General features: G+C 60.7%; 16 protein-coding genes and 1 pseudogene. 9 read left to right on the plus strand and 8 right to left on the minus strand.

What is annotated here, in order from left to right; genetic code table 11:
* The first annotated feature begins 1 nt into the window (after window position 1).
* The 8 genes from AC2444_RS29910 to AC2444_RS29945 all read left to right on the plus strand — a co-directional run bounded on the left by AC2444_RS29910 (window position 2) and on the right by AC2444_RS29945 (window position 8,019).
* A complete protein-coding gene (locus AC2444_RS29910) occupies window positions 2–1,465 on the plus strand; it encodes an aldehyde dehydrogenase (protein WP_128449473.1) in 1,464 nt (487 codons plus the stop codon).
* A 5-nt stretch (window positions 1,466–1,470) separates the two neighbouring features.
* Complete coding sequence (locus AC2444_RS29915) at window positions 1,471–1,794, plus strand: NIPSNAP family protein (RefSeq protein WP_003538302.1); 324 nt, start codon at window positions 1,471–1,473, stop codon at window positions 1,792–1,794.
* Window positions 1,795–1,842: 48 nt separating this feature from the next.
* On the plus strand, window positions 1,843–2,853 hold the full coding sequence (locus AC2444_RS29920) for an ABC transporter substrate-binding protein (RefSeq protein WP_128449472.1): 1,011 nt from the start codon (window positions 1,843–1,845) through the stop codon (window positions 2,851–2,853).
* Between the two features lie 112 nt (window positions 2,854–2,965).
* Window positions 2,966–3,838, plus strand: a complete 873-nt coding sequence (locus tag AC2444_RS29925) for an ABC transporter permease (protein ID WP_128449471.1) — start codon at window positions 2,966–2,968, stop codon at window positions 3,836–3,838.
* Window position 3,839: 1 nt separating this feature from the next.
* A complete protein-coding gene (locus AC2444_RS29930; protein WP_003555656.1) occupies window positions 3,840–4,640 on the plus strand; it encodes an ABC transporter permease in 801 nt (266 codons plus the stop codon).
* Window positions 4,637–5,716, plus strand: a complete 1,080-nt coding sequence (locus AC2444_RS29935) for an ABC transporter ATP-binding protein (protein ID WP_003555655.1) — start codon at window positions 4,637–4,639, stop codon at window positions 5,714–5,716. The genes AC2444_RS29930 and AC2444_RS29935 overlap by 4 nt, the downstream gene beginning before the upstream one ends.
* A 10-nt stretch (window positions 5,717–5,726) precedes the next feature.
* Entirely contained in the window at window positions 5,727–7,181 is a 1,455-nt protein-coding gene (locus tag AC2444_RS29940) for an NAD-dependent succinate-semialdehyde dehydrogenase (RefSeq protein WP_128449470.1), read from the plus strand.
* 37 nt (window positions 7,182–7,218) lie between these two features.
* Window positions 7,219–8,019, plus strand: coding sequence for a phosphate/phosphite/phosphonate ABC transporter substrate-binding protein (locus AC2444_RS29945; RefSeq protein WP_128449469.1), 801 nt, complete (start codon window positions 7,219–7,221; stop codon window positions 8,017–8,019).
* Between the two features lie 15 nt (window positions 8,020–8,034).
* Here AC2444_RS29945 and AC2444_RS29950 read toward each other — a convergent pair whose 3' ends face one another.
* The 8 genes and pseudogenes from AC2444_RS29950 to AC2444_RS29985 all read right to left on the minus strand — a co-directional run bounded on the left by AC2444_RS29950 (window position 8,035) and on the right by AC2444_RS29985 (window position 16,114).
* The gene (locus tag AC2444_RS29950) at window positions 8,035–8,571 is read right to left on the minus strand and encodes a GMC oxidoreductase (protein WP_245461253.1); all 537 of its coding nucleotides are present in this window, start codon (window positions 8,569–8,571) and stop codon (window positions 8,035–8,037) included.
* A 350-nt stretch (window positions 8,572–8,921) separates the two neighbouring features.
* A pseudogene (locus tag AC2444_RS29955) lies at window positions 8,922–9,342 on the minus strand (PIN domain-containing protein).
* On the minus strand, window positions 9,339–9,587 hold the full coding sequence (locus tag AC2444_RS29960) for a FitA-like ribbon-helix-helix domain-containing protein (protein WP_012760767.1): 249 nt from the start codon (window positions 9,585–9,587) through the stop codon (window positions 9,339–9,341). Before AC2444_RS29960 ends, AC2444_RS29955 begins: the two are co-directional and overlap by 4 nt.
* 133 nt (window positions 9,588–9,720) lie before the next feature.
* On the minus strand, window positions 9,721–10,698 hold the full coding sequence (locus tag AC2444_RS29965) for an ABC transporter ATP-binding protein (protein ID WP_012760766.1): 978 nt from the start codon (window positions 10,696–10,698) through the stop codon (window positions 9,721–9,723).
* Window positions 10,699–10,702: 4 nt separating this feature from the next.
* Entirely contained in the window at window positions 10,703–11,530 is an 828-nt protein-coding gene (locus tag AC2444_RS29970) for a carbohydrate ABC transporter permease (protein WP_012760765.1), read from the minus strand.
* Entirely contained in the window at window positions 11,527–12,405 is an 879-nt protein-coding gene (locus tag AC2444_RS29975; RefSeq protein WP_003555628.1) for a carbohydrate ABC transporter permease, read from the minus strand. The genes AC2444_RS29970 and AC2444_RS29975 overlap by 4 nt, the downstream gene beginning before the upstream one ends.
* Before the next feature lie 66 nt (window positions 12,406–12,471).
* Window positions 12,472–13,755 (minus strand): ABC transporter substrate-binding protein, encoded by a 1,284-nt coding sequence (locus AC2444_RS29980; RefSeq protein WP_128449468.1) that lies wholly within the window; start codon window positions 13,753–13,755, stop codon window positions 12,472–12,474.
* A gap of 37 nt (window positions 13,756–13,792) precedes the next feature.
* The gene (locus tag AC2444_RS29985) at window positions 13,793–16,114 is read right to left on the minus strand and encodes an alpha-L-rhamnosidase (protein WP_128449467.1); all 2,322 of its coding nucleotides are present in this window, start codon (window positions 16,112–16,114) and stop codon (window positions 13,793–13,795) included.
* Window positions 16,115–16,254: 140 nt separating this feature from the next.
* Between AC2444_RS29985 and AC2444_RS29990 the strand changes: the two genes are divergently transcribed.
* Entirely contained in the window at window positions 16,255–17,313 is a 1,059-nt protein-coding gene (locus AC2444_RS29990; RefSeq protein ID WP_012760762.1) for a LacI family DNA-binding transcriptional regulator, read from the plus strand.
* Window positions 17,314–17,322 lie beyond the last annotated feature (9 nt).

A 17,322-nucleotide genomic window follows, 5' to 3' on the forward strand; every position in this document is an offset into this window, starting at 1 on the left:
CATGCGGCGTTTCCAGCACTATATCGACGGCGAATTTTCAGATGGCGAGGCCAGCTATCCAAGCATCGACCCCGCTTCCGGCGCGGTCTGGGCTGATATGCCCGAAGCGCGCGAGGCCGATGTCGACCGGGCTGTCAACGCGGCCGACAGGGCGCTTTACGACGGCCCATGGCCGAAACTGACGGCCACCCAACGCGGCAAGCTGCTTTACAAGCTGGCCGATCTGGTTGCCGCTAACGCGCAGATCCTCGCAGAACTGGAGACGAGCGACACCGGAAAGATCATCCGCGAAACATCGGCTCAGATCGCTTATGTCGCCGAATACTATCGCTACTATGCCGGCATCGCCGACAAGATCGAAGGCGCCTACCTGCCGATCGACAAGCCCGACATGGATGTCTGGCTTCGCCGCGAGCCGATCGGCGTCGTTGCGATGGTCGTGCCGTGGAACAGCCAGCTCTTCCTGTCTGCGGTGAAGATCGGACCGGCGCTGGCGGCCGGCTGCACGATGGTGGTCAAGGCCTCGGAAGACGGGCCGGCGCCGCTTCTCGAATTTGCACGGCTCGTGCACGAGGCAGGCTTTCCCGCCGGCGTCGTCAACATCATCACCGGTTTCGGCGCGTCGTGCGGCGCCGCCCTCGGACGGCACCCGAAGGTTGCGCATGTCGCCTTTACCGGCGGCCCTGAAACCGCCCGGCACGTCGTTCGCAACTCGGCCGAAAACCTCGCCTCCACCTCGCTTGAACTTGGCGGCAAGTCGCCATTCATCGTCTTTGCCGATGCAGATCTCGAGAGCGCTGCCAACGCCCAGGTCGCGGGGATCTTCGCCGCCACAGGGCAGAGCTGCGTTGCCGGATCGCGCCTCATCGTCGAACGCAGCGTCAAGGACAAATTCGTCGCCCTGCTGCGTAAGAAGGCGGAGGCAATCCGGATCGGTGCTCCGCTCGATATGGCGACCGAAGTCGGCCCGCTTGCCACCAAGCGCCAGCAGGACAATATCGGCGCCCTCGTCGCCAAGTCGATTGAAAGCGGCGCCCGCCTCGTCACGGGAGGGCGCAAGATCGACGGCGACGGCTACTATTTCCCACCGACGATTCTCGACTGCGACGATGTCGCCTCGCCCTCGCTCATCGAGGAATTCTTCGGGCCGGTCTTGTCCGTCGTGTCATTCGAGACGGAGACCGAGGCGCTGCGGCTCGCCAACGATACCCGTTATGGCCTGGCTTCCGGCGTCTTCACCCAGAACCTGACCCGGGCGCACCGGCTGATGAAGGGGCTGCGAGCCGGGATCGTCTGGGTCAACACCTACCGCGTGGTATCACCGATCGCGCCGTTCGGCGGTTTCGGCCTGTCGGGCCATGGCAGGGAAGGCGGCATGGCCGCAGCACTCGACTATACCCGCACCAAGACGATCTGGCTCAGGACATCGGACGATCCGATCCCCGATCCCTTCGTGATGAGGTAGCGCCGATGTTTTACGAAATCCGCACCTATCGGCTGAAGAACGGCACCATCCCGCAATATCTCAAGGTCGTCGAGGAAGAGGGGATCGAAATCCAGAAGAGCCATCTCGGCACGCTCGTCGGTTACTTCTTTTCGGAGATCGGAACGATCAACGAGATCGTTCACATCTGGGCCTTTGCGAGCCTGGACGACCGGGAGGCGAGGCGCCAGAGGCTTCTGGCCGATCCCCGGTGGCAGGCCTTCCTGCCCAAGATCCGCGATCTGATCGAAGTGGCGGAAAACAAGATTATGAAGCCAGCCAACTTTTCTCCCAGGAGCGAGGCGCACTGACGGCATAAGGCATACCCGTAGGACAAACCAGAACAAGGATAAGGGAACATGAAAACAACATTTGCTGTCGCGGCGGTTGCCGCATTCGTGGCTGTGTCCGTACCGGCGCACGCCGACAACATGGTCTTCTCGAGCTGGGGAGGAACGACCCAGGACGCGCAGAAGGCCGCATGGGCCAGCCCGTTCACGGAGAAGACCGGTATCACCGTCGTGCAGGACGGGCCGACGGATTACGGCAAGCTAAAGGCGATGGTCGAGGCTGGCCAGGTCACCTGGGACGTCGTCGACGTCGAAGGCGACTATGCCGCCCAGGCCGGCAAGAATGGCCAGCTCGAGAAACTCGATTTCTCGGTCATCGACAAATCCAAGCTCGATCCGCGCTTCGTGACTGATTACTCGGTCGGCAGCTTCTATTATTCCTTCGTCATCGGCTGCAATGCCGATGCCGTCACCGCCTGCCCGAAGACATGGGCGGATCTGTTCGACACGGCAAAGTTTCCGGGAAAGCGCACATTCTACAAGTGGTCGGCTCCCGGCGTGATCGAAGCGGCGCTGCTTGCCGACGGTGTGGCCGCCGACAAGCTCTATCCACTTGATCTCGACCGCGCCTTCAAGAAGCTCGATACGATCAAATCGGATATCGTCTGGTGGTCGGGCGGCGCACAGTCGCAGCAGCTTCTGGCATCCGCCGAGGCTCCCTTCGGCAGTGTCTGGAACGGCCGCATGACCGCGCTTGCGGCGAGCGGTATCAAGACCGAGACCTCATGGGAACAGAACATCACCGCTGCGGATTCGCTCGTCGTGCCGAAGGGTTCGCCGAGCGTGGAAGCCGCGATGAAGTTCATTGCAATGGCGACTTCTGCCGAACCGCAGGCCGCCCTTGCAAAAGCCACCGGATATGCACCAATCAACGTTGACTCGGCCAAGCTGATGGATCCGGAGACGGCCAAGACCCTGCCGGATCAGCAGACGGCCAGCCAGGTGAATGCCGATATGAACTACTGGGCTGATAATCGCGATGCCATCGGCGAGAAGTGGTACGCCTGGCAGGCGAAATAGCCTGAAACTTGAGATGAACGGGTACGGCGAATGTTCGCCGTGCCCCCGCAGTGTCGGTGCCCGCTTGTCGGACCTCGGCGCCTGCGGAAATTGACGGGTGGGAAGGACTGTCATGTCGACATATAGCGATGCCTCCGCTGCAATTGCGCCCCTGCCAAAGGTGCGCAGGGCAACAGGTTTCGGCGGGGTCCTTCCGGCTCTCGCCTTCGTGACGATCTTTTTCATCGCGCCGGTGGCAGTGCTCCTGTTGCGCAGCGTGCTGGAACCCGTGCCGGGTTTTGGAAACTATGCGCAGCTGATCGGGTCCGCGACCTATCTGAAGATCTTCGCCAACACCTTCATCGTCTCAGGTCTCGTCACGGTGATTTCGCTGCTGATCGGATTTCCCGTTGCCTGGGCGCTGGCAATCATGCCCGGGCGCCTAACCTCGGTGATCTTTGCGATCCTGCTCCTATCGATGTGGACCAACCTGCTTGCCCGCACCTATGCCTGGATGGTTCTTTTGCAGCGCACGGGGCTCATCAACAAGATGCTGATCGGAATGGGGCTGATCGACAAGCCCTTGGCACTGGTCAACAACCTGACCGGGGTGACCATCGGCATGACCTATATCATGCTGCCCTTCATCATCCTGCCGCTCTACGGCGTGATCAGGAAGATCGACCCGTCTACCCTGCAGGCGGCGGCACTTTGCGGCGCCAACCGGTGGCAGTGCCTGACCCGTGTTCTGCTGCCCTTGGCAATGCCCGGCATGGCGGCTGGTGCACTCATGGTCTTCGTCATGTCGCTTGGTTATTTCGTCACGCCGTCGCTTCTCGGCGGCACCTCGAACATGATGCTCGCAGAGCTGATCGCGCAATTCGTGCAGTCGCTGGTCAACTGGGGCATGGGCGGTGCTGCGGCGCTGGTTCTCCTCGTGGTGACCCTGTTGCTTTATGCCGTGCAGCTGCGCTTCGTCGGCAACCAGAATCCGGGAGGGCGTTGACATGTTGCTCAATTTCGACCGTCTCGGCTGGTGGAAATACATCTTGCTGGCGATAACGCTTCTGACTGCGGCCTTCCTGCTGATGCCGATCGTCTTTATCGCGGCGCTCTCCTTCGGCTCCTCGCAGTGGCTGATCTTTCCGCCGCCCGGCTGGACGCTTCAATGGTACAGCGAGCTCTTTGCCGATCCGCGCTGGCTGGAATCGGCCTGGACGAGCTTCAAGATCGCGGTCATCGTGACTGTTCTGTCGGTGCTGCTCGGGCTCGTGACCTCCTTCGGGCTGGTGCGCGGTTCGTTCCTGTTCCGCGATGCGCTGAAAGCACTGTTCCTGACGCCGATGATCCTGCCCGTCGTGGTTCTTGCGGTCGCCCTTTATGCCTTCTTTCTGAGGATCGGCCTTGGCGGCACGTTGGTAGGCTTCGTCATTTCGCACCTCGTTCTCGCGCTGCCCTTCTCGATCCTCTCGATCTCAAGTGCGCTGGAGGGCTTCGACAAGTCGATCGAGGACGCGGCGGTTCTTTGCGGCGCCTCGCCTCTGGAAGCAAAGATCAGGGTCACCCTGCCGGCGATCAGCCATGGGCTGTTTTCGGCGGCCGTCTTCTCGTTCCTGACTTCCTGGGACGAGGTGGTGGTGGCAATCTTCATGTCCAGCCCGACCCTGCAGACGCTGCCCGTCAAGGTATGGGCAACGCTGCGGCAGGACCTGACGCCCGTTGTCGCTGCGGCGTCGACCCTTCTCATCCTTTTGACGATCCTCTTGATGGCGCTGGTTGCCGTCGTGCGTAAGGTACTGAAACAATGAAAGAACCGTTCCTTCAGATCCGCGGAATACGCAAGGAATACGGCCCGGTCGTCGCCGTCCACGACGTCAATCTCGACGTCCGGCGCGGGGAGTTCCTGACCTTTCTCGGACCGTCCGGATCCGGCAAAAGCACCACCCTCTACATCCTGGCCGGTTTTGAAACTCCAACGAAAGGCGACATCACGCTGGAGGGCAAGACCTTGCTCGACACGCCTTCGCACAAGCGCAACATCGGCATGGTGTTCCAGCGCTACACCCTGTTTCCGCATCTGACGGTGGGCGAAAACATCGCATTCCCGCTGAAGGTGAGGCGGAAGTCCAAGGCCGAGGTCGACAGCAAGGTCAAGGAGATGCTGCGCCTCGTCAGGCTCGAAGGCTTCGAGGATCGCAAGCCTGCGCAAATGTCCGGCGGCCAGCAGCAGCGTGTCGCCCTTGCCAGAGCCCTTGCCTATGACCCGCCGGTGCTTCTGATGGACGAGCCGCTGTCGGCGCTCGACAAGAAGCTGCGCGAGGAAATCCAGCATGAGATACGCCGGATCCATCAGCAGACCGAAGTGACGATCCTCTATGTCACGCACGACCAGGAGGAGGCGCTGCGGCTCTCCGACCGGATCGCCGTCTTTTCCAAGGGGGTCATCGACCAGATCGGCACGGGGCCGGAACTCTATGCCAATCCGCGGACCCGCTTCGTTGCCGAATTCATCGGCGACAGCGACTTCATTTCCTGCGACCTGCTGTCATCTTCCGATGGGCAGGCCACCATTTCGCTTGGCGGCGGAAGCGTCTTCAATGACATTCCGGTGCATGGAAAAGGAAGCTCCGGGACAAGGGCAGCCCTGATGCTGAGGCCTGAGCGCATTCGGTTGTCGCGAAACCAGGTGGCGGGAGCGGGTCTTGCCGCAACCGTCAGCGACATTACCTTCCTCGGCAACAATATTCACGTCTCGACCGAGACGGCGACGGGTGAGGCGCTGGCGGTTCGTCTGCCGTTTGGTCATGAGGCTATCGTCGGGCTCAGCCGTGGCGATATAGTCCATCTGAATTTCGATCCCGGTGCCGCTCACGTATTCTGTTGAAAGTTGTCATATGAAGCTCAATGATCCCTCGCTGTTCCGCCAGGCATGCCCCATCGCCGATCGCTGGATCGAAGCGGAAGGCCGCAAGGCGGCGACGGTCCGCAATCCAGCCACAGGCGAGCCGCTGGGGGTGGTCCCCGATCTCGGTGCGGCGGAAACGGAAGATGCCATCCGCGCCGCGGTCATCGCCCAGAAGCTTTGGGCGAAGAAGACTGCCGGGGAGCGCGCCGCCGTTCTCAAGGCATGGCATCGGCTGATGATCGAAAACCGCGACGATCTGGCGATGATCCTGACGCTGGAGCAGGGAAAACCGCTGGCCGAGGCCAAAGGGGAGATCACCTATGGTGCGAGCTTCATCGAATGGTTCGCCGAAGAGGCGAGGCGCATCAACGGCGAGGTCGTACCGGGACATCAGCCGGACAAGCGGATCCTCGTCCTGCGCCAGCCCGCAGGCGTAGTGGCGGCAATCACGCCCTGGAACTTTCCGAATGCGATGATCGCCCGCAAGATTGGCCCTGCGCTTGCCGCCGGCTGTGCCGTCGTGCTCAAGCCGGCGCTGCAGACGCCATTCTCTGCCATTGCCATCGCCGTTCTCGGTGAGCGTGCCGGCCTGCCGCCGGGGCTTCTCAACATCGTCACGGGTGACGCAGCGGCAATTGGCGGAGTGCTGACGGCAAGCCGTGACGTTCGGGTTTTGACATTCACGGGCTCCACCCGGACGGGCGAACTGCTTTACCGGCAATGCGCGCCGACGATCAAAAAGCTCGGCCTCGAACTTGGCGGCAATGCGCCCTTCATTGTGTTCGACGATGCTGATCTCGACGCTGCCGTCGAAGGCGCGCTCATCGCCAAGTTCCGCAACAACGGTCAGACCTGCGTCTGCGCCAATCGGCTTTATGTTCAGGACGGCGTCTATGAGGCGTTTGCCGCCAAACTCGCCGCGGCGGTTTCGGGCCTGAAGGTCGGCAACGGTCTCGACCGTGACGTCGTGCTTGGCCCGCTGATCGACGACAACGCCGTCGCCAAGGTTGAAAGCCATATCAGCGATGCCGTTACAAAGGGTGCCGGGATCGTCTTAGGCGGCAAACGCCACGCGCTTGGCGGCCATTTCTTCGAGCCGACAATCCTGCGCGATGTCGCTGCCGGCATGCAGGTCGCTCGCGAGGAAACCTTCGGGCCGCTTGCACCGCTTTTTCGTTTCCGCGACGAAGAGGACGTCATCGAACAGGCGAACGACACCGAGTTCGGGCTTGCTTCGTATTTTTACGCCCGCGATCTGTCGCGGGTATTTCGTGTGGCCGAAGCGCTCGAATATGGGATGGTCGGCGTCAATACCGGTCTTGTCTCCACAGCCGAGGCTCCATTCGGCGGTGTGAAAATGTCAGGTCTCGGCCGCGAAGGGTCAAGGCACGGGTTGGACGAATATACCGAGCTCAAATATGTATGCCTCGGCGGCATTGCTTGATCTAGTCGATGCTTGCGCCTCGCAGGGAAAGACCAGAATGCCTCTCGTCAGCATCGCCATGTATGCTACATCCCAGCCGGTCGCGGAGGCGACCGCTGAGTTATGGTCGTTCCTCCGGCACTATCTTTTGGAAGCCGGCCTCAAGGACCTGCCCGAAAAGCTCGATCAGGCGGTTCGCTATGATGAAGCTTGGCTGAGGCCGGATCTTCTTCTCTCGCAGGCATGCGGCTATCCCTTTGCAAAGAGCCTGCGGGGCAGGGTCCGCCTGGTGGCGACGCCGATATATCACCATCCCGGCTGCGACGGCCCGCTGATGCGCAGCTTCATCATCGTCGCCAAGGATTCTGCCCTTCATTCGCTGGAGGACTTGCGCGGCACCACGGCGGCGATCAACGGCCCTGACAGCAATTCCGGCAGCAATTTCTTTCGCGCAGCAGTCGCTCCGCTTGCCCGCGACGGCCACTTTTTCGGCCGGATTATCGAAACCGGCAGCCACGGCGGCAGCATCGCCGCCGTTGTCGAAGGCAGGGCCGACAGTGCGGCCATCGATTGCGTGACCTATGCAAATATTCGGCGCTTCGATCCCGGCCATATCCAAGCGGTCCGCATCATCGCCGAAACGCCCAAAGGTCCGGGTCTGCCTTTTATCACCTCAGGCGATGCGTCGGACGACAGAGTCCTTCTCCTGCGAAATGCGCTTGGCGCCGCGATCAAGGAGCCGTCGCTCTCCGCCATGCGCGCCACGCTCGGCCTTGTTGATTTTTCAGTGCTTTCAGAAGGAGATTATCAGCCGCTTTTATCATTGGCCGGCGATGCATTGCCCCAATTAAGGGCTTGAAAGCGGCAGCGGACATCAGAGCGCCGAGTTTGCTTCCGTCTCGGCGAGACGGTGAGCGATGCGGTCGGCATTGGCCATGATCGTCATCGTGACGTATTTCGAGGAAAGATCGGGAAGAATTGAACCATCGACGACGTAAAGACCGGGATGAAGATTCATGTCGCCATCCGAAGAAGTACCGAACGGGCCGGCTGCGCCCATAGGCAGAGTGCCGGCGAAATGTGCATCGATGCCAGGCTCCGCCAGCGATGTGCCCGGGAGCTGTATCAGTCCCAACCGTTTCCATTCACGGCGCAGCATTTTTTTCAAAGCCTCGGCGCGAAGGCCAAATCCCTCTGCGAAGCCGCCGCGGACGGTCAGACCCTTTCTTGCCGTTTCATCGCGACGGATGTAGCTGTGGCTTTGATCGCCGGGATAATAGATCGTTGCGACGAGGAGACTGCCGCCGATAAACTCGAACGTCGCGCGCCCGGCTTTTAGACCGAGCGGCATCCTGTTGACGAAGCTCTGCGCCGGCACAGTACCAACCTCATAGATCCCTCCGTCACGCAATCGGATGCGCCGCTGCCGTAGCGCGGAGATAAGCCAAGCTGCGCAAGGCTGTGCCTCGGCGTCGGGGAACGCAACAAACGTGGGAGGCAGAGCAGAGGGACGGCCAGCGTGGGGCTGTTGAACAGACGCAGCCCGTGCTCGTCAAACGGCAGGAAATCGGCCAGCAGGGCGGCCGTTCCAAAGTCCTGCGGCCAGAATGATCCTCGGTGCGGAAAATGACGATCCGCGTTTCTGACTGTCCAGCTGAGCCTCGTGTCGACGAGACGGCCGGCATGTTATCGAGTAAACAAAAATGCGGAGACTTTCGCAATAGAAGCAGATCCTGTAGGATGCGCTGGCGTTCCGCGCCTTTATCTGTCTTTCCACGGATTGACGATCTTGAGGTCCATTCCCGCAAAATCCGAGACATTGCGTGTCGCGAGTGAAGCGCCGCGTGAAATTGCGATGGCAGCAATCTGAGCATCGAATTGACTGAACGGTCGACCCGCCTTGCGGCGGTCGGTGACGATAGTGGCATAGAAATTTGAAGCGTCGCGATCAAATGGCAGAACACGACCGCCAATATCCTCGCTAAATACCAACAAGATCGCCGCCTCAAGATCGCGTCGACGACGTCCCTCGGGAAGGAGACGCAGTCCGTAGAGGATCTCAGCCGGTGACTGCTGTCGTGAAGATCGATGTAGGATGTTGTGCGGCGAACCAACCGATCACCGCCACATTCGGGGCGGGCGTCAGCAGCTCTGCGATGACGTTGGTATCGAGAATGATCACGCGGAGATGTCCGGGGGATCACGGATCGGCTCGCGGGGCGGGATGTCGAGTTCGACGCCGCCAACCGAGAGCAGACGTGCCCGGATCGCATCCGCGAGATTGCGCGCCGGCGGTTCGCTGGTCGCAAGCGCCATGCGCAGGATATCCCGTGCTTCGTCCTCCATGGAGCGGCCATGCGTTGCTGCCCTCATGCGCAACCTCTGCTTCAGACCGTCATCGAGATTGCGGATCGTCATGCTTGCCATCGCTATCTCCATACATCAATGACTGCATATTAATCATTGATTGCAGGATTCCAAGGTTGGCGTGAAGATAGCGGTGTCGTAAACGCCGTGCGTCGGCAAATCGAGCGCCGAGACGGTGGCGCGCTTGCCATCCTCAGAACCGATGTTCCGCTCCTTCGACCGGATTTGCCCAGACTGTCATTCCAGATGCAAACGGCGTCTCGCCTTCGGCGCGCACCACCATCTCGCCGAGTTCGGGAACGTCCAGGTAGAGGATAGCGTCGGCGCCAAGCCGCTCGAGATGCCGGATCCTGCCCTGCCATTGCCCGGCACGTTCCGAAAGCCTGATATGCTCAGGGCGAATGCCGTAGGTCGCGCAGTTCATTCGCCGTGCTATCTCGCCGCCATAGAGGTTCATTTTCGGGCTGCCGATGAACCCGGCGACGAAGGGTGTTGCGGGATTGCGGTAGAGCTCCATCGGACTGCCGATCTGCTCGACCGCGCCGCCGTTCAGGACGACGATCTTGTCGGCCATTGTCATGGCTTCGACCTGGTCGTGAGTGACATAGATCATCGTCGATTTCAGGCGCGCGTGGAGATCGGCGATCTCAAGGCGCATCTGGGCGCGGAGCGAAGCGTCGAGATTGGAGAGCGGCTCGTCGAACAGGAAAACCTTGGGATCGCGGATGATCGCGCGGCCGATGGCGACGCGCTGCCTCTGACCGCCGGAGAGTGCTTTCGGCTTTCTCTCCAGCAACTGGGCGAGCTGCAGCGTTTCAGCCGTCGCCGCGACCTTGGCGGCGATTTCCGCCTTTGGGCGACGGGCGAGCGAAAGCCCGAAGCCGATATTTTCGGCAACGGTCATGTGCGGGTAGAGCGCGTAGCTCTGGAATACCATGGCGATGCCACGCTCCGAGGGTTCGGCATAGGTCACGTCCTTGCCGCCGATGGTCAGCGCGCCTGATGTCGTCTCCTCCAGGCCGGCGATGATGCGCAGCAGCGTCGACTTTCCGCATCCAGACGGGCCGACGAAAACGACAAATTCGCCGGAGGCAACCTCCAGATCGATCCCCTTGATGACTTCGAGGGCGCCAAAGCTCTTGCGAACCTGTTTGAGAGTGAGCTCAGCCATTCTGCTACCCTTTGACTGCGCCGGCCGTCATGCCCGCGACGATCTGCCTGTTGAAGAAGATGAAGACGATCAGCGGCGGGATCGTCACGAGGAGGATGTTCATGAAGAGGAGATTGTACTGGCTCGTGTACATGCTCTGGAAGTTATAGAGCGTCAGCTGCACCGTCACGTTCTCCTTGCCGGGAAGGTAGTAGAGCGGGTTGGTGAAATCGTTGAAGATCGCAATGGATTGGACGACGATGTTGGTGACGGTCACCGGCTTCAACAGCGGCAAGATCACTCTGAAGAAGATCTGTCGGGGCTTGGCGCCGTCGATCAGCGCCGCCTCGTCGAGGTCGCGCGGTATGGTCGAGATGAACGACCGGTAGAGCAAGGTTGAGAAAGAAAGATTATAGGCGACCTGGATCAGGATCATCCCCGTCATGGTCTTGAAGAGACCGATCTCCTGCAAGAGGCCGATGGTGGGCACGACGGCCGGCGGCATCATCAGGCCCATGAATAGGGCAACGGAGGCCACTCTGTTCCAGACGGTCCTGCGGCGCTGCATCACATATCCGACCATTGCCGACAGCAGGATCAGGATCGTGACGGAGGCGACGGTGATCAGGGTGGAGTTGAAATAGGCGAGCATGAGCTGGTAGTCGCGCGCCTTGAAAACGGCGACCAGATTATCCCAGAACAGCCACTGCGCAGGCAATTCGAAATTAAGGCGAGACGCTTCGGATTTCGATTTGACCGCCTGCAGAGCGACGAAAACGAAGGGCATGACGAAGATGACGGCCGCCGCCGCAAGGGCTATCGCGCCGGTCACGTAAGGGCGGACGCTTCTCATTCCTCGACCTCGCGCCGGTTGAACCACAGGGTGAATGGCAGGATGATTACGGCGATTAGCGCAAACAGGATGACGTTTCCGGCCGTCGACAGGCCGTAGAAACCCGCCTGGTACTGCTTATAGATCACCGAGGCGACCACATCGGAGGAGAAACCTGGCCCGCCGCGGGTCATGGCCCATATCAGATCGAAGGATCGAAGCCCGCCGATCAGCGACAATGTCACCACGATGACAGTGGCGGGACGCACGAGTGGCAGAGTGATTCGGAAAAATTGCTGGAGACGCGTGGCGCCGTCAATCCGCGCGGCCTCATAATAATCGGGGCTGATCGCAGCAAGGCCGGCGATGAAGATCAGCGTTGCGAGGCCGACACCCTTCCAGACATCGACCAAAGCCACCGAAAAAAGCGCCAGCGCCGGATTGGTGAGCCATCCCGGGCCGGGAATGCCGAGCGTTTCGAGCGTGACGTTGATGATGCCCCTGGTTGGATGCATCATCACTGTGAAGGTGATGCCGATGCCGATCGTCGAGACCAGGACGGGAAAGAAGACCAGCGTGCGCAGGAAGCCGCGGGCAAAGATATTGCTGGTCAGGAGCACGGCGAGCAGCAGCCCGCAGACCGTCTTCAGGCCGGATGTCGTAACAGCATAGATCAGCGTGTTGACCAGTCCCTTGACCAGGAATGGTTCGGAAAAGAACTGCTGAAAGTTTTCGAGCCCGATGAATTCGGCGGTCGAAAGATCCCAGCGCGTGAGGCTGAACCAAAGAGAGGATACAGTGGGAACCAGAAACAGCACGCCGTAGATGATTGCGGCCGGAATGAAAAACCACAGCGGGTAGGGCGATTTGCGCGAGCGGGGGCGTGTCTCGGTCATGACTACCTCTTCGATCGGGTGGAACCTCGCTCCATCGGGAGCGAGGTTAATTGACCCGAAAGACCGCTACCAGTTGGGCAGGCCGAGTTGCTTGGCCTGTTTGCGCACATCGTCGTCATAGAGTTTTGCCGCGTCGGCCGGCTGGCGAATACCGGAGCCGACTTCGACGGTGATCTGCTCAAGAGCCGGCCCCTTGACCGGCGAAACAAATTCCAGCGCCGGGGTCGTCTTGTCCTTGGCCTCGAAATAGGGAAGCATGTCCTTCACCGCAGGCGGCACGTCGGCAGGCAGACCGCAGCCGTCGATCAAGGGAGGCCCTTGCACGGTGTTGGTTTCCACCATGATCTTGCAGCCTTCGACGCTTCCTGCGAAATCCACGAATTTCTGCGCTTCCTCTGCGTGCTGACTGGTAAGGGGAATGTAGAGGGCGGGCGGCATCCAGACCGTCAGGCCATTCGTCGCCGCGTCGTCGCTCGGCTGCGCGAAGAAACCGACATCTGCGAGGTTGTCGGGATAATTCTGCTTGAGCGCGCCGATTGCGAAGCTCAGCATTGGATAGTGCGCTGCCTCGCCCGTTGCCACCATTCTGAGGCCATCGTCATAGCTTGCTGCGCCGAAATCCTCGTTCATCAGGCCAGCGTCGTGAACGTCCTTCAGCCGTTCGAAGCCTTTCATGGCCGCCGGCGTCTCTGCGTATTTCGCCTTGTTGGCAGTGTAGTCGGCGGCGAAGTTCGGCACGGCGGCATGCAGGTTGTAATAGTCCGCCAGAACGAATAACTGCGAGGTCCAGGTATCGCGATAGGTCTGCGCCACGGCGACCTTGCCTGATGCCTTGACCTTTGCGTTGTTCGCCATGAAGTCCGCCCATGTCTTCGGGACTGACAGGCCGAGGCCCTGGTAGATTTTCCTGTTGTAGAGGATGCCGCCCGCCATCGCCGTGCCGAAGGGAACACCGTAGAGCTTGCCGTCGGCGCGGACGACCGACTTGAAGCCTTCGTCCACCTTCGCCTGCGACGCAAGACCGCTCAGATCGACAAGCGTCTGCGCGGGTTTCAGCGCCTGCAGCAGCGAGCCGGAATTATAGAGAAACACATCGGACATCTCGCCGGTCGCTAGGCGCGTCTTGATGATGTTGTCACCCTCGCCGCCACCGGCCCGTGGCTCGATTTCGATCGTCACGTCGGGCACCTTTGTCTGATAGGCGGCAACCAGCGCCTCGGCGGCAGCGACCGTGTCCGGATTGTTGTCGATCAGGAATGACAGCGTGGTTTCTGCATGCGACGGGCCGGCCGCGACCAATGCCAAAAGCGCGGACGCGCCCACAAGAATGAGTTTAATCCGATGTGTCATGACGTTCCTCCTCTGAACGGTGTGACGTTTATGCTCCTCAGGAAGTGGGTAGAGAAAAGGCCAGTCGGTGCGTCCCGGGGTGAATAACGGCTTCCTCGACGACGGGCTCTCCGTTGAGCGACGGGTTTTGATGCCGTTTTCCGGGCCGGAACCGGCCGATGCAACCTTCCGGAAGTGTCAGCACATAGGTGACCTTGTTGCCGTCGCACTGCCAGCCGGCCTCGATGCGTCCCTGGCTGATATCATGATGGGCCGATACCGGCGAAAGCGAAGGAATCGGCGCTGGATCGACGATCACCTCGGCAAATCCGGGTGCGCTCGGGCTCGGCGAAATTCCGGCGACGCTTTCGAATAGCCATTGGCAGACCGCGCCATAGGCATAGTGGTTATAGCTGTTCATGTCGGGTTCGTAGATCGTGCCGTCAGGCGCCATGGAATCCCAGCGCTCCCAGATCGTCGTCGCCCCTTTCGACACCTGGTAGAGCCAGCCCGGCACATCCTCCTGCAGGAAGACCTTTTCGGCAAGATCGTCCATGCCGAGCTTTGTCAGCGCCGGCAACAGGGCCGGCGTTCCGATGAAGCCGGTGCCGATCTTGTAGTCGGCATCAATGATCACCTGCCGGAAGTGCTGCTGCGCGGCTTGCCTGTGCTCTGCCGGTATCAGGTCGTGAAGGAAGGCCAAGGCGTAGGATGTCTGGTCGTTGTGCGCGAGCCGTCCCGCCGGCGTGATGAACTCGTTGGAAAATGTCAGCCGGATCTCGTTTGCGCGCTGTTTCATCTTCTCTTCAAGGGCATGTTCGCCGAGAGTGGCTGCGATCCTTGCCAGAAGGTCGGTCGAGATGAAGTGATAGAGCGTCGCCGCGCAGTCGTCGGCGATCGTCGGGCGAGGCTTTCGATTGTCGCCGACCGGCTGCAGCCAGTCGCCGAAGGTGAAGCCTCGGGCGCCCCAATGCGACGGCGGGCGAACCAGGGGACCATCCGAGATCGACCAGACAAAATCGACCCAGCGCACCATGGAATCCAGGCACTCCGCCAGAACGGCCCGGTCGCCGTAATGGGTGTAGAGCACCCAGGGGATGACGACGATCGCGTCGCCCCAGCCGGTCGAGCCGGCATAGCCCGGGAAATTGGTCGGATGCAGACGCGTCGGATCCGGCGAAAAATGTGAGACGGCGCCATCCTCGCGCTGATCGGCCATCACATCCCGCAGATACTTTCTCAGGAAGGATTGGCTGTCGCTCAGCCAGCATGCGGTTGCGGCAAAGACCTGGGCGTCGCCCGTCCAGCCGAGGCGTTCGTCGCGCTGCGGGCAATCGGTCGGCACTTCGACGAAATTGGCGCGCTGCGACCAGATGGTATTTTCGACCAGACGATTGACCAGCGGATTGCCCGAGGTGAAACCGCCGGCGGGCTCGGCCACAGACGAGATCGGGATGGACGCGATTGCGAGGATCTTCGCATCGCCCGTAATCGTCACCCTGGCATAACGGAAGCCGTGGAAGGTGAAATGCGGCGCGTAGGTCTCGTCGCCATCTCCCCGTAGCGTATAGACGGTGTGCGCGGCAGCCGTGCGATAGTTGCGATTGTCGAAATGACGGTCGGGACCGAGAACTTCCGAATGCTCCACCCGGACTTCGGCGCCGGCAGTCCCCCGGACGGTATATCTGATGTAGCCGCCGGCATTCTGGCCGAAATCAAAGATCGTCCTGCCCTCATCGTCGATCCAGTTTTCGACCGCGGCGAGTGGCCGCAGCTCGCGCACCGCAGCAGTTTCATGCGCGACGAGCAATGCCCTGTCGAACGGCAGTCTCTCGGTGCCGTGGCTCTCCAAGTAGCTTTCCTGCCGGGCATCATAGATTTCGCCGAAATAGATCCCCGACTTCAGAATCGGCAAAACACCGCTTCGCCATGTGGTGTCGGTGGAAAGAAGGGCGCCATCAACTCCGATCAGATCCGCAATGGCGCCGATCCTGTCACCCCAGCAATTCGGGATCGCCTGGGCGCCCCACATCAAGGGCGATCGGTACCATCCGTCGGCAAGCCAGATCTCGATGCGGTTGAGGCCCGGCTTGAGCAGGTTCGAGACATCATACCGCTGGTAAGCAAGGCGATCGTCGTAGTTCGTCCAGCCGGGTGTCAGCAAGTCACCGCCGACGCGAACGCCGTTGATGAAGCAGCGATAGAGGCCAAGTGCGGAGATGAAGAGATCGACGGGGAGCCCCGGGCCATCATGCTCGAAAGTTTGAGAAACGAAGCTTGCCGCCGTTCCCTGACCGCCATCCGATAGCGGCGCGATCATATCCCCGGACCAGGTACGCGAAACGAGGTTGCCGCTGATGGCTGCCGGCTGAAAGTTCATCAAGTCCTCCCGACGAATTGTAGAACGTTCTCCATATAACGTTCTACATTTTCTTCGGAAGCGCAATAGAATTTTCGTTACCAGTCTGCCATGGTGGTTGTGCGGGCGATGTTGACGACCCGCCGCAAGCCAGAGATTTCATGTCAATCGAAGAAAAACAAAAGCCGCAACGGAATGATCGCGTAACGATCCGGACCGTGGCAACTCACGCCGGCGTATCGGTCGCAGCAGTTTCCAAGGTGATGCGAAACGCCTATGGCGTCAGTGATGCACTGCGCGCAAGGGTGACGGATTCCATCGAAACACTCGCATATCGCCCCTCGCGGGCAGCACGAGGGCTGCGTGGCCGGAGTTTCACCATCGGCGTGCTCCTGATCGATATCCGCAATCCTTTCCTTCCGGAGGTGATTGCCGGCGTGAACGGGGTGCTGGCGCCTTCGCACTATCAGGCGATGATCGGGGTCAGCGATGCGCGCGTGCAGCTGGAGACGTCGTTGATCGAGTCGATGATCGACTACAAGATGGATGGCCTGATCCTCGTTGCGCCGCGTTTGCCCTCGGACATCCTCGCAAAGTTCGCAGTCCAGATACCGATCGTCGCCGTCGGTTACCACGATGCCAGCGCTACGGCCTTCGATACCGTCAATGCCGACGATCAGCGCGGCGCGGAGATCGCGGTGGAAGCGCTTCTTGCCTGCGGCTATCGCGACATCGAAATGCTGAGCCTTGGCGAGCGCCAGGGGCACGCGGTCTCCGTCGTCCGCCAGCGTGAGATCGGGTTTCGCCGGGCGATGCAGCGTGGCGGGCTCGGCTCCTCGCCAGCGATCGGCAAAATTCCGATTGCCTCGCCGAAGCGGGAAGAGGCGATGCGAAAATTCCTATCGAGGAAGGACAGGCCGCGCGCCGTATTCTGCTGGAGCGATCTCGACGCGATCACCCTTCTCAGCCTGGCTATGGAGATGGGCGTGCGCGTCCCCGAAGATCTCGCCGTCATCGGATACGACAATTCGCCGACCGCAGCACTCGGCCTCGTCAATCTCGCAAGCATCGATCAGTCGGGCAGGGAACTCGGTCAGGTCGCAACCCGGGCCCTCATTTCCAGAATAGAAGGCCGCACCGCTTCCGAGCATATTTTCCAGATACCGTCGCTGGTCAGCCGAAACAGCCTGGCCCGTTCCGGCAATTCCACGGACAGATAATAGCGACGA

The organism is Rhizobium sp. WSM1328 (assembly GCF_057653715.1).